This is a genomic window from Mycobacterium sp. SMC-19 (assembly GCF_045310815.1).
In the GTDB taxonomy this organism is placed as follows: domain Bacteria; phylum Actinomycetota; class Actinomycetes; order Mycobacteriales; family Mycobacteriaceae; genus Mycobacterium.
In genome coordinates this window covers 224,924-238,969 of the sequence record NZ_JBJIAM010000008.1, presented here as the reverse complement: position 1 = coordinate 238,969, position 14,046 = coordinate 224,924, and the positions used below count along the sequence as shown (strand labels likewise).

Genomic DNA, 14,046 nt, shown 5'->3' with positions numbered 1-14,046 from the left:
TATTGGCGGCTGACAGGGTCGTAAATTGCTAAGCCGCCGTTAAGGTAACAGAGGGGCCGCAACACAGGCAACCGAGCTGACATCTAGAACCTGGCAACTTGTTGAAATGCCCGTGAACAGTTAGTTTCCCGAAGTTGTCGCGGGTTTAGTTGGACACGTGTCTAAATATGGAACGGATCACAAGAAGCCTCGATATGTTCACGCTGAGCGAAAAACTGTGAAACGTGTAGGTTTTCTATCACGTTTCCGCAGGTCGGACCGGTGTACCTCGGTTCACTAGAGCGGTCGCACGGCCTGTCGCGCGTCCTGCGAGACGCTATTAGCCACCTTCGCGGGTGCGGCTGCCGACCGCTGGCGGGTGTAGTTGCTGATTAGGATTCCCGAGTGGCCGAGATAACACCCCGCCCCCTTCAGCTGTCGACGCAGGTGTGGCGCTTTCTGGTTACTGGAGCCCTGTCGGCGGTAGTGGATTTCGGGCTATACCTGCTGCTGTACCTGGGGGCGGGTGTCCCGGTCGACATAGCCAAGGCGATCAGCTTCGTCGCCGGCACCACCACCGCCTATCTGATCAACCGGCGATGGACGTTCCAATCCTCGGCCCATGCCGGGCGGTTCATCGCGGTAATGGCACTTTATGCACTGACGTTCGCCGTCCAGGTGGGGATCAACCACCTGTGTCTACAACTATTGGATTACCAGCGGTGGGCATTGCCGGTGGCGTTCGTGGCGGCCCAGGGCACCGCGACCGTCATCAATTTCGTGGTGCAGCGGACGCTGATCTTCCGGGCGCGTTAATCCAGACGCGCAGCCGTTAACACCGTCGTGGCCGTTGCCTCCGGCGCGCGGACCGCTGTCGGCTCCGGCGGTGCCGATGGACCCCTCACCACCGGCACCGCCGTTCCCTCCGACTCCCCCGAGGTCTCTCTGGCAGACGAACCGGCCAGGCCGATCAGTCCGCCGCTGCCGCCCCCCTGGCCCGCACTGCCGACGACTCGGCCACTGCCGATCAGGTCCCGCCCAGGCAGTTGTGCCGAGAAGTCATTGATCGGGTCCAGCAACGCCTGGCAGATCAGCGGCAGGTCGGGGTGGATGGCAGCAAAGCAGTCCGGCCCAGCCACGGCGGACTGCAGCATCCCCCAGGCATCGCTGAAGCGCGCCGCAGTGGAACCGCCCAGGGTGTCGAATGTGCCGCTGCCGATAACGTCGAACTCGTCACGGTCGACAACGGAATCATCGATCACATCTGCTCGTGCGGGCGGCCCGACGGCTGGCGATGCCATTCCGCATTCCGGGAACGCGCCCACGGCACCACCAGCGCCGATGATCCGCCGGGCATCAAGCCCCTTGGAACGGCCCGGCCGAGCGGACATGGCGATCTCCCCCACTGGACGTCGACTAACGATCACTAACTTAGTGCGTACGCTAATGGCATTCTTCTCATAGTCAAGACGGGTTTTAATCATGACCTTCAGTGCGATCAACGGAGCCTGTGCCGGCCGGGCCGCCGACAGAACTTGGGCTAATCCGACTTTGATACGCTAATTACCGGCTTTCAGCTGCTCAGCTCTCGCCTATCGGCAAGCGGCGCCCCTCGCGCAGGCGCTACCGAAGGGGGCCGCACCCACTGTCTGGCAGCTAGTAAATCTCAGCAATAATTAAGGAACTCGGCCGGCTGAAATTCTCCGAACGCCGCCGCGGCCCGGTCGAAAGACCGGGCCGCGGGGACTAGGCGTGTGGGGCTCACGGTTTGTTCGCACCGTTGTTGCCGGTCCACTGCACCCCGTCGCTGCTCTGACCAGCGCCGTTGATCTTCTCGTTCGACTGACCATTACCGCCCGTGTTACCGGCGCCGGTGCCCATGCCGCCGCTGCCGGCCTGGAGCTCACCGTTGGTGTACGAACCGGCACTGGCGGGGTTATTCGGCCCGCCCCGACCGGTCGCACCGACGTGGACGTATCCGGCTTTGCCGCCTTGGCCGCCGTCGATACCGGCGCCGCCGGTTCCGCCGGCCACGGTGTTGTCGGTGGCTTGCGCACCCTCGCCCAGCGCGGTGATCTGCGTCGACGCACTGGCGGCACCGCCGCCCGTGCCCCCGTTGATGCCCTCGCCGCCGGTAGCACCGGTCGCCGAGCCGCTCGCCTCAGCGCCGGCACCATCGGCGATGATGCTGGCCTTGCCGCCGTTGCCGCCGGTGCCACCACCGAGCGCACCGGTGCTGGCGTTACCGCCGTCACCGCCGGTGGCCGTGCCGTGCGCGGTCCCACCGTTGCCACCGGCATGGCCGCTGGCACTGTTAATGACACCGGTTCCGCCGTTGCCCCCGGCGCTGCCGGCGCCGTAAGCCGCACCGCCGATTCCACCGGTGCCCGTGCCGTACGACAGGCCTCCCGCTCCGGTGGCTTCGACTTCACCGAAGGCACCGTTGCCGCCCTTGCCGCCGTCGTATCCGGCGCCACCGTTGCCGCCGATCGCGGTCGCGTCGTTGCCGCCGCCGACGGTGCCGCCGGCGTTGTCGACGACCAGGTAGCCCGCGCCTCCGGTTCCGCCCTGGCTGCCGGTGCCGTCACCAAGGCCGCCGGTCCCACCGTTTGCCGTACCGGTGATGGTGCTGCCAGCGCCATTGGCGTTGGCGACAGCCTCACCGCCGAGGCCACCCCTGCCGCCGTCCGTGCCGTTGCCGCCGGCACCACCGGTGACCTCGGTGCCGGTGACGTGCGCGCCGTCGGTGGCGATGAGGCCGCCGGCACCACCGGCACCACCGATTCCGCCGTTGGAGTCGCCGTCTGCGCCGTTGCCGCCAAGGGCCTCGCTGTTGGCCACGCTGCTGCCCATTCCGGTGACCGTGACGGTGGCCGCACCGCCGGCGGCGCCGCCCGCACCGCCGTCACCGCCGGTGACAGCAGTGTCCGCGACACCGCTCCCCGCTGCGACGGTCACAGCAGCGGCGCCGCCCACACCGTTACCGACACCGTCACCGCCGTCGATCGTGGTGCCAGAGACCGTGCCACCCGTGACGGTGAGGTTGGCCGCACCGCCCTTGCCGGTGCCCGCACCGGCGTCACCACCGGTGAGGTGAGTGTCGGTGACGCTGCCGCCACCGGTGACAGTGAGGCTGCCCGCCCCGCCGAGGGCGGTGTCGGTGCTCTGCCCCGCCGTCACCGAGCTGCCGGCAACGGACCCACCGTCGGTGGTGATCCGCGCCCCCGGCCCCTGCTGAGTACCGGCACTGTCACCTCCGGTGACCTGACTGTTGGTGATGGAGTCGCCCTCGCCCCTGGCGATGATCACCGTGTCAGAGGCCACCCGGCCGTTAGACCCGACGACACCTGCACCGCCGTCGCCACCGGTGGCGGTGACGCCGGTAACAGACGAGTCCTTCCCGAGAGCCTGGACATAGGTGTAACCACCCTGACCGCCCACGGCCCCGACACCGGTGCCGTCACCCCCATCACCAGCGGTCACCGTGCCGTTAGCCGTGGTGCCTTCATTGAGCGCCCCGACCTGGCCAGTAAAGCCCCGGCCGCCGGTGCCGCCATCGATACCGTCACCGCCATTGCCGCCCTGAGCGCTACCACTGGCCTGCGCACCAACGCCGCCTGCGACGATGCTGCCGGTATTGCCAGCGCCGCCCTTGCCGGCACCGACCGCGTCACCACCGACACCACCGGTCGCCACACCCTGCGCGGTCCCGCCCGCACCGCCTAGGCCGCCACTGGCGTAAGCCCCCTCGATGTTGGCGCTGCCACCGTTACCGCCCACGCTGCCCGCGCCCGTTCCCATGCCGCCGGCACCGGCAGTAGACGAACCGAACGCAGTTCCGTCCTGACCAGCCGTCACCTGCGCGTAGCTGCCGTTACCACCGGTCCCGCCGTCAACACCAGCACCGCCGGCGCCGCCCTGGGCCACCGTGGCAACGCCCGCATTGCCGACCGTGCCGCCATTGCCGACAAAGGCGTAACCGGCACCGCCATTACCGCCGTGACCAGCCGTCGTACCCGCACCACCAGCACCGCCGATGGCCTGCACCTGATCCGGATCACCAGCAATACCCACCGTGCCATCGGGAGCCCGAACGATCGCGAGACCACCCGTACCGCCGGTGCTGCCCGTGCCGTCCGCGTTACCTCCGGCACCGCCGGTGGCATTACCGGAGGTGTGTTCGTTATCACCGACGATCAGACCTCCATCGGTGATCCCGGCATCAACGGAGGCCGCGCCGCCGGCGCCACCCTTGCCGCCGGCCTCACCATTACCGCCATCACCGGCGTGGGCCGTGCCCTCAGCGGTGGTCTGGCTGCCGTAAGCCCCGACGCTCGCGGCACCACCGGCACCACCGATACCGCCATTGGCATCACCGGCACCACCATCGCCACCGATCGCATGACCGTTGCTAACCGCGCCGCCCTGGCTGGCAGTGACGCTGGCACTACCGCCAGCGCCGCCCCCGATCCCGCCACCGGCAGCACCGCCCACGAGACTGCTGTCCACGACGCTGCCGCCGCCGGTAGCCGTCACTGTGGCGCTGCCACCGGCACCGCCAAGCCCGGCGTCACCTCCCGCAAGAGTGGTGTCCGCGATGGAGCTTCCGGCGCCATGGACCTCGACCTTCACCAAACCGCCGGCGAAGCCGTCCGTGCCGTTGCCGCCCGTCGCCGTGACGTTGCTGACGGTCGCATTGTCATAGACCAGGAAGTTGCTGGTACCGCCCGACGCCGCCGAGGTCACATAGCCGGCACCACCGTCACCACCGATGGCGTGACTGTCGAGGATCTGTGCGCCCTCACCAATTGCTTGCAGGGAACCCCGGCCGCCACCGGCGCCGACGAGGCCATCGTGACCGTCACCGCCCTTGCCACCGGTGGCGGTTCCGGTGACGTGGCTGTCCACACCCGAGGCCTGCAGCCAACCGGTGCTGCCGCCACCGCCGGTGTTGCCGACGCCGATACCGTCGCCGGCGTCACCGCCCTTGCCTGTGCCCGACGCGTAGGACCCGTCGGCGGTCGCGGCCACCTGACCGGTGCCGGCAGTTCGAGAGTCGCCGCCGATCCCGCCGTCGAGACCGCTGCCGCCGGTGGCTCCGAACGCACTGCCGTGTGCTTCCGCACCGACGCCGTTGCTCAGTACGACTGCCATGCCGCCATTGCCGCCCGTGCCACCACCGGTGGCAGCTCCACCGTCGCCGCCGTAGGCCTCACCAGTTGCCGTGCCACCTACCGGACCGCCGTAGCCGGCCTGAACCCAGCCGCCGCTGCCGTCACCGCCGACACTGTTCTCGCCGGTCGCCGTTCCGCCGTTGCCGCCGTAGCTGTCGCCCGTGGCGCTGCCATACGCGGTGGAATTGGTCGAACCCTCGGCCCCGGCGCCACCCTGGCCGCCGTCGATACCGTCGCCGCCGTCACCGCCGGTGCCGGTACCGCTGGCCGAGCTGTTCGTGCCCGTTGCCTCGACGGCGCCTCGTCCGCCCACGCCACCGGTACCGCCCGTTCCAGCACCGCCCGCGCCGCCGTAGGCGCTGCCGGTTGCGGTGCTGCCCGTGCCATCGGCCAGTACCGCGGCCTGGCCGCCGGCTCCACCGACGCCGCCGTTAGTGCCGATGCCGCCGGCACCGCCGTAGGCGTAGGCGTCGGTGATCACACCGCCGTTGGTGGCGGCGATAGTGGCCGCACCACCTACGCCGTCCGTGCCGTCGACAGCGAAGGTGGTGAAACCGCCGCGGGCAAAGCCGCTGCCGCCGCTGCCGCCGTCACCGCCCGTGACGTGACTGTTGGTGGTGGTGCTGCCATCGTCGGCTGTGATCGACGCGGCTCCGCCGCCCGCCGTGGTAGACGCATTGCCACCAGCCGCCGAGCTCGATTCGATCGTGCTGCCGTTGCTGGCGGTTATGCCGGCGGCTCCGCCAGCGCTCCCGGCAGCACCGTTGCCACCGGTGACGTGGCTGTCGGTGATGTGGTCATTACCAGTGCCCGGGTTGGCGCCTTCGGCCCCGGCGAAGTTCGTCGCGCGGCCGCCGTTGCCGCCGTTGACACCATCAGCACTGTCGCCACCGCCCCCACCGGCCGCCGAGCTGTCGGTGCTGGTGCTGTTGTCCGAAGTGGCCTGCACGTAGGCCTGGCCACCATTGCCGCCGGTCAGCCCATCACTACCCGTACCGCCATCGCCGCCGCTCGACTGGGCATCGGTGACCGTGGAGTTTTCGCCCACCGCCCGGACCCAGCCCAGCCCACCATCGCCGCCCTTGCCGCCTGCACCGATGCCGCTGCCACCGCTGCCTCCGTGGGCTTCGCCGTTAGCCGTGGCTCCGTCGGCCAGTGCCGACACCTGACCGCCGATACCGTTGCCACCAGTACCACCGTCGAGGCCATCACCGCCCGAGCCGCCGACCGCGATGCCAGAGGCTACCGCGCCGGCACCGCCCGCCATGATCGCACCGTTGCGGGCGATGCCACCGGTACCGCCACCGGTCGCATTGCCACCGGCACCGCCCGTCGCATTGCCGGACGCGGTGCCGCCGTTGCCGCCCAAACCACCGGGTTGTCCGTCACTCCAGGCCGCCTGGATACCACCGAGGCCCCCGGCGCCGCCGACACTGCCGACACCCGTAGCACTGCCACCGACCCCACCGGTCGCCGTGCCGGACGCGTCCCCGCCGGTCCCGAAGCCTTCCTGGCCGGCATAAACCGCCCCGGCACCGCCGGCACCGCCAACGCCGCCATCGCTACCGGTACCGCCACTGGCACCAGTGACCGTCGCGTCGTGGACGAGGCCGCCCTGCGCTGCGCTCGCATACCCGACACCACCGGCACCACCCGTGCCGCCGGCGCTGCCGGCACCACCGACACCACCGGTGACGATGGCGTTATCAACGGTGCCACCCGAGTTGGCCTCCACCGTTGCGCCACCGCCGGCACCGCCGGCCCCGCCGTTGGCATCTCCGGCCCCGGCGTTGCCGCCGGTCGCCGAGCTGTCTACAACGGTGCTGCCCGTCCCGTCAGCGGTGATGCTCGCCGCACCACCGGCCGCACTCTCGCTGGCGTTGCCGCCGATGGCCGAGACCGTGTCGATGACAGCGCCGTCGGTCGCAGTCACGCTGGCGCTGCCGCCGGCACCGCCCGAACCGCCGTTACCACCGGTGACCGTGGCGTTGGTGACCTTGCTGTCCGCGCCATCAGCGACAATGGCCGCCGCGCCGCCGTCGAATCCGTCCCCGGCATTGCCGCCGGCCACTGTGCTGCCAACGACACTGCCACCGTTGGTGACCAGTAGCGAGGCGCCGCCACCAAGGGCGTTATCGCTGTCGAGCCCGCTAGACACCGTGGTGTTTTCGATCGAGCCGCCGTCGGCAGCGACCAGCGAGTTGCTGGCACCGTCCTCGCCGACAACACCGCCCTGACCACCATTGCCGCCGTTGCCGCCGTCGACAGTGCCGTCGGTGATGGTGCTGCCCGGGCCATCGGCGTGGATAGTCGCTCCTCCGCCGGTTCCGCCGTGGCCGCCGGCCGCGACCGTGGTGCCTGCGCCCCCGTCGCCGCCCTTACCACCGGTCGCAGTACCGGTGGCAGTGCCGCCGTTGGTGCCACCCACATAGGCACCGCCGCCACCACCACCGCCGGCACCGCCGAAGCCGGCGTCCGCGCCGGCGCTGAGGGCGCCGCTACCGCCGACACCACCGGTTCCGCCGATCGCGCCAGTACCAATGCCGGCACCGGTACCGCCAGCACCGCCGTCGCCGCCCTTCCCGGCTGCGCCGCCATCGACAGCCGCACCACCGGCACCGCCGGTGCCGCCGATACCACCGGCTTGGCCGAGCAGCCCATCGGTGCCGACACCATCGCCGTCGCCGCCCTTGCCGCCGTTGCCCCCGTCGCTGGTCACGCCCGACGTCGTGCCGGCCGCACCGTCGACGCCTGCCGTTCCCACGCCAGTACCGGCGGCACCGCCGGCACCGACCGCGCCACCGGCGGCGCCGTTACCACCGTTACCGCCACCGCCGGCCGCGTCGCCGCCACCGCCGCCGGCACCATCACCGCCGGTGCCGGCCGTTCCTGCATTGCCGCCGTCACCTCCGATGCCACCATTGCCGTTGACGATGCTGCCGTTACCCCCCGTGCCGCCCTCGCCGCCGGCTCCGCCCGCTCCGGCGTTGCCGCCATTGCCGCCGGAGTTGTCTCCGCCGGTGGCGCTGAAGCCTTCGCCGCCGTTACCGCCAGAACCACCGGCACCGCCTTGGCCTCCGGTGCCACCGACGTTGCCGGTTCCGCCCGCACCGCCGGTTCCACCGGCGCCACCAGCGCCGCCGTGGCCGCCGTCGGGATCCCCGTCGACTCCTGTCAGACCGTTGAAGCCCTGACCGCCGACGCCACCGGCGCCACCGGCGCCGCCATCACCCTCCGCGGCCCGAGTGACGCCATCGGTTTGTAGGCCGCCCTGGCCGCCGTTGCCGCCGGCGCCACCGTTACCGCCGGCCGTGCCGTCGACGTTGACCGCGTCACCCGCGGTGCCCGCAGCACCGTCCTTGCCGGCCCCCCCGTTGCCGCCGACACCGGCCGCACCGTCCGCGGCATGCCCGCCACCGACTACCTGGCCACCCTTACCGGCGTTACCACCGAGACCACCGTCGCCACCGGACGTGCCTGCCGCCGCACCGCCGTCCGTGGCGGCGTCATACCCGGCGCCACCGGCGCCGCCGTCGCCGCCCTTACCGGCCACACCGTCGGCACCCGACGCGGCCTGGACCCCGCCACCGGAGACACCACCGGCGCCACCAGCACCGGCATTACCACCGTCACCGCCATTGCCACCCGTGCCGCCGGTGGTGTTGACAGTGTCACCGGCAGTGCCGACCGCGCCATTGGCGCCATCAGTTCCCGAACCGCCCTTGCCACCGACACCACCGACACCGTCCAAGCCGGCCGTGGAACCGGTACCGGCAACACCACCGTTGCCGCCTACCCCGCCACTGCCACCGGACGTGCCCGCCGCCGCACCATCAGCGACCGCGTCATACCCCGCGCCACCGGCACCGCCGGCACCACCGTTGCCGCCCTTGCCCGATGCCGCATTGCTGCCATCGGTCTGCAGACCACCCTGGCCGCCGTTTCCACCGTTACCACCCGAAGTACCGGCCGTGCCGTCGACGTTGACCGCGTCCCCCGCGGTGCCCGCAGCACCGTCCTTGCCGGCCCCACCGTTGCCGCCGACACCGGCCGCACCATCGGCTGCATGCCCGCCACCGACTACCTGGCCGCCCTTACCGGCGTTGCCACCCAAACCGCCGTCGCCACCTGAGGTGCCCGCAGCCGCACCGCCGTCCGTGGCGGCGTCATATCCGGCGCCGCCGGCGCCGCCGTCGCCGCCCTTACCGGCCACACCGTTGCCGCCCGACGCGGCCTGGGTGCCACCACCGGAGACACCACCGGCGCCACCAGCACCGGCATTACCACCGTCGCCACCGTTGCCACCGGTACCGCCGGTGGTGTTGACGGCATCCCCTGCCGTACCGATCGCACCGCTGGCGCCATCGGTGCCCGAACCACCCTTGCCACCAATACCGCCGGCGCCGTGCGTGCCGGCCGTCGAACCCGTCCCGGCCACACCACCGTTGCCACCTACGCCGCCGCTGCCGCCGGACGTGCCCGCCGCCGCACCATCAGCGACCGCGTCATACCCCGCGCCACCGGCACCGCCGGCACCACCGTTGCCGCCCTTGCCCGATGCCGCATTGCTGCCATCGGTCTGCAGGCCACCCTGGCCGCCGTTGCCACCGTTACCGCCGGAGGTTCCGGCCGTGCCGTTCACGTTCGAGGCCGTGCCTGCGGTGCCCGCAACGCCGTCCTTACCGGAGCCGCCGTTGCCGCCGACACCGGCCGCACCATCGGCTGCACGGCCACCACCGACCTGCTGGCCACCCTGCCCGGCATTGCCGCCGGCGCCGCCATTGCCCGCGGAGGTACCCGCGGCGGCACCGGCGTCGCTGGCCGCGTCATACCCGGCGCCACCGGCGCCACCGTTGCCGCCCTTACCGGCCACACCGTTGGCGCCCGACGCGGCCTGGGTGCCGCCACCGGAGACACCACCGGCGCCACCAGCACCGGCATTACCACCATTGCCGCCATTGCCACCGACACCACCGTCGGGGTTAAGCGCGCTACCCGCAGTACCGATGGCGCCGTTGGCGCCATCGGTTCCCGAACCGCCCTTGCCACCAATGCCGCCGGCGCCGTGGGTGCCGGCCGTCGAACCCGTCCCGGCCACACCACCGTTGCCGCCTACCCCGCCACTGCCGCCGGACGTGCCCGCCGCCGCACCAGCACTGACCGCGTCATACCCGGCGCCACCGGCACCGCCGGCACCACCATTGCCGCCCTTGCCCGCCGCGGCCTGACTGCCATCGGTCTGCAGGCCGCCCTGGCCGCCGTTGCCACCGTTACCGCCGGAGGTTCCGGCCGTGCCGTCGACGCTGCCTGCGGTGCCCGCGGTCCCGGCGGTGCCCGCTTTACCGGAGCCACCGTTACCGCCGACACCGGCGGTGCCGTCCGCGGCCCGGCCGCCACCGACCTGCTGGCCGCCCTGCCCGGCGTTGCCGCCTACGCCGCCATTGCCACCGGAGGTACCAGCCGCCGCAGCACCATCGGACGCCGCGTCATACCCGGCGCCACCGACACCACCGTTGCCGCCCTTGCCGGCCACACCGTTGGCGCCCGACGCGGCCTGGGTGCCGCCACCGGAGACACCACCGGCGCCACCAGCACCGGCATTACCACCGTCGCCGCCGTTGCCACCGACACCACCGTCGGGGTCGCCCGCGCTACCGGCCGTCCCGATCGCGCCGTTGGCGCCGGCGGTTCCGCTACCGCCCTTACCACCGATGCCGCCGGCGCCGTGGGTGCCGGCCGTCGAACCCGCCCCCGCAACACCACCGTTGCCGCCTACCCCGCCACTGCCGCCGGACGTGCCCGCCGCCGCACCAGCACTGACCGCGTCATACCCGGCGCCACCGGCACCGCCGGCACCACCATTGCCGCCCTTGCCCGACGCCGCATGGTTAGTCCCATCGGCCTGCAGGCCACCCTGGCCGCCGTTGCCACCGTTACCGCCGGAGGCTCCGGCCGTGCCGTCGACGCTGACCGCGTCACCCGCAGTACCGGCGGCGCCCGCCTTACCCGAGCCGCCGTTACCGCCGACACCGGCGGTGCCATCCGCGGCCCGACCACCACCGACCAGCTGGCCACCCTGCCCGGCGTTGCCGCCGGCACCGCCATTGCCGCCGGAGGTACCCGCGGCAGCAGCACCATCGGAGGCCGCGTCATACCCGGCGCCGCCGATACCGCCGTTGCCGCCCTTCCCCGCGGTGCCGTTGGTGCCCGACGCGGCGTGGTTGCCACCACCGGAGTCACCACCGGCGCCACCAGCACCCGCGTTACCACCGTTGCCACCGTTGCCACCGGCACCGCCGTCGGGGTCAAGCGCGCTACCGGCCGTACCGATCGCCCCGTTGGCGCCGGCGGTGCCCGAACCACCGTTGCCGCCGACACCACCGATACCGTGCAGCCCGGTGGCCGAGCCTGCTCCTCCGGCGCCGCCGTTACCACCGGCGCCGCCGGCACCGCCGTCGCTGCCCGGGGCCGCCCCTGCGGCTACCGCGTCCCACCCGGTGCCGCCCTTGCCGCCGGCGCCACCGTCGCCGCCGACACCATCTGCAGCCCGGGTGGTGCCGTCGGCCTCCAGACCGCCCTGCCCGCCGTTGCCACCACGGCCACCGGCTTGACCGGCCGTGCCGTCGATGTGGTTGGCGTTTCCATCGACCCCGTCGGCGCCGTCCTTGCCGTCGCCTCCGTTGCCACCGATCGCGGCGACGCCGGAGGTCGCGCGTGATCCGTCAGCTTCCAGACCGCCGAGGCCCGCGTTACCGCCGGCACCGCCGTTGCCACCGGCCGTGCCCGCGAGCGCGCCGGGGTCCGAGACCGCGTTGTAGCCGTCGCCACCGACACCGCCGTCGCCGCCCTTGCCGGCCGAGCCGTGGGTGCCCGACGCGGCGTGGTTGCCACCGCCGGAATCGCCGCCCGCGCCACCGACACCGGCGTTACCACCATTGCCGCCGTTGCCGCCCGCGCTGCCGTTCATGGTCGATGCCGTGCCCGTGACACCCGCCGCACCGTCACCACCGTCGGTACCGGAACCACCGTCTCCGCCGACGCCGCCGGCGCCATGCGTACCGGTGGTGGCGCCGGTTCCGCCGACACCACCATTGCCGCCCGCACCGCCGTGTCCACCCGAGGTGCCCGCCGCCGCACCGTCGGAGAGCGCGTCATAACCGCGACCACCTTGGGCGCCGTCACCACCGTTGCCACCGCCGCCTTCAGCGGCGCGCGTGACGCCATCGGTCTCGAGGCCGCCCTGGCCACCGTTGCCACCCGCCCCACCGTTACCGCCGGCCTCGCCGTCATGCGACGACGCGCTGCCGTCGGCTCCGGCGTAACCCGCTCCACCGTTGCCACCCTTGCCGCCGCTGCCGGCCGTACCGCCGGAACCACTGGCGGCCTGCCCACCGGCACCTTGGCCGCCGACGCCGCCCTGGCCCGCGTTGCCACCGGCGCCACCGGCCTGGCCGGCGAACCCGTCCACGTGCGAGGCGTTGCCGTCGGCGCCGTCGGCACCGTCAGCGCCGTCGCCACCGACACCGCCGTTGCCACCGATCGCCCCGACGCCCTCTTCGCCCCCGATGCCCGCAGCACCTGAGTCGGCGAACCAGCCACCGGCACCACCCGAGCCGGCCTTACCGGCGGCACCACCGTTACCGCCGACCCCACCGTTGCCGCCGCTGATCGCGTCAACGTGGCTGACGGTGCCGTCCTCGCCGTCGGCGCCGTGGCCACCGATCCCGCCGGCGGCACCGGTGCCGCCCGAACCGCCCTTACCGCCGTCACCGAACCAGTTCGAGCCGCGGCCGCCGGCACCACCATTGCCGCCGGCGCCACCGTTTTGACCCGCGCCACCATCGGCGCCGGCCAACACACCAGCCAGTCCCGCCGCGCCGACCGCCCCGTCACCGCCGGTACCGCCGGCACCTGCCGTGCTCCACAACGCCCACAGCGCGGCGTCGCCGCCGACACCACCGGCACCACCGTCGCCACCGGCGGTGACCGCGCTTCCACCGTCACCACCGTCTCCGCCGTGGCTCAGCCACGCGAACAGACCGGCGGCCCCACCGTCGCCACCGGCACCGGTGTCATAGCCGTCACCGCCGTGGCCACCGTTGCCACCGAACAGGCCACCCTGACCGCCCGCACCGCCGTCGTAGACGCCGCCCGTCCCATCGGCGTCCCATCCCGCACCGCCGCTGCCGTAGATCCAACCGCCGGCGCCGCCGTCGGGGTTGGCGGCCGTTCCATCGGCGCCGTTGCCGAACGGCATGAACCAGTTGATCTCGCCCCAGTTGAAGGATGCGTCCGCAGAACCCGGCCAGCTGAAGTCGGCCGCTCCGATACCGCTGAGGTTCAGGTCGGCCAGCACTGCATCCCAGGTGGCGGTATCGCTCCAGGAATCGAAGACCCCGTCCCAGCTGGCGGAGTCCAATACGACGCCCCAGGCGGCCTGATCACCCCAGTTGGCGCTGAGGTCCGCGACGGCCGTACCCAGGTCCTGACCGAACAGGTCCACCCACACGTCTTCGATGTCCGCCTGCGCGGTGGGAGCCGCGGCTAGCGGCCCCAACCCAAACGCGAGAAACGCGCTCACCGCGGTTCCGGAGCCCAACGCCCGGCTGCTGCGACGGCGACCTTTGAAACCACTCTGACGGTAGCGAGACATGGCACGTGCCCCTTAGCTGCAGATATTGACGACGGCGGCAAATCTAATGGGGGGCTAGGTTAGCAGGGGCTAACTCTTAGTCAACCCCTATTTCCTTGAGGAACCTGGGCGGTGCCGACAACGCTTGTTTTCAGCGCTTTGACCAGGGGCAATCGGAAACTGAGAAGAATGTTGTTAACGACACCGCGTAGATTCACAGCTCTTGTACATCACTTATTTTCTTCTCAGATTAGGTAAAAA

At 71.7% G+C, this 14,046-nt stretch carries 3 protein-coding genes; 1 reads left to right on the top strand and 2 read right to left on the bottom strand.

The window, feature by feature from the left end; all coding sequences use genetic code 11:
• Positions 1–384: 384 nt before the first annotated feature.
• Positions 385–795, top strand: a complete 411-nt coding sequence (locus ACJH5R_RS18225) for a GtrA family protein (RefSeq protein WP_406756733.1) — start codon at positions 385–387, stop codon at positions 793–795.
• Here ACJH5R_RS18225 and ACJH5R_RS18220 read toward each other — a convergent pair.
• Both ACJH5R_RS18220 and ACJH5R_RS18215 read right to left on the bottom strand, forming a co-directional pair.
• Positions 792–1,370: a hypothetical protein gene (locus ACJH5R_RS18220; protein ID WP_406756732.1), complete on the bottom strand. Its 579-nt coding sequence runs from the start codon at positions 1,368–1,370 to the stop codon at positions 792–794. The genes ACJH5R_RS18225 and ACJH5R_RS18220 overlap by 4 nt on opposite strands.
• 370 nt (positions 1,371–1,740) lie before the next feature.
• Positions 1,741–13,806: a beta strand repeat-containing protein gene (locus ACJH5R_RS18215; RefSeq protein WP_406782532.1), complete on the bottom strand. Its 12,066-nt coding sequence runs from the start codon at positions 13,804–13,806 to the stop codon at positions 1,741–1,743.
• Positions 13,807–14,046 lie beyond the last annotated feature (240 nt).

Excerpts from the sequence above, each read along its gene's own strand:
- ACJH5R_RS18220 (WP_406756732.1), bottom strand. The coding sequence starts at position 1,370 with ATGTCCGCTCGGCCGGGCCGTTCCAAGGGGCTTGATGCCCGGCGGATC.
- ACJH5R_RS18215 (WP_406782532.1), bottom strand. The coding sequence starts at position 13,806 with ATGTCTCGCTACCGTCAGAGTGGTTTCAAAGGTCGCCGTCGCAGCAGC.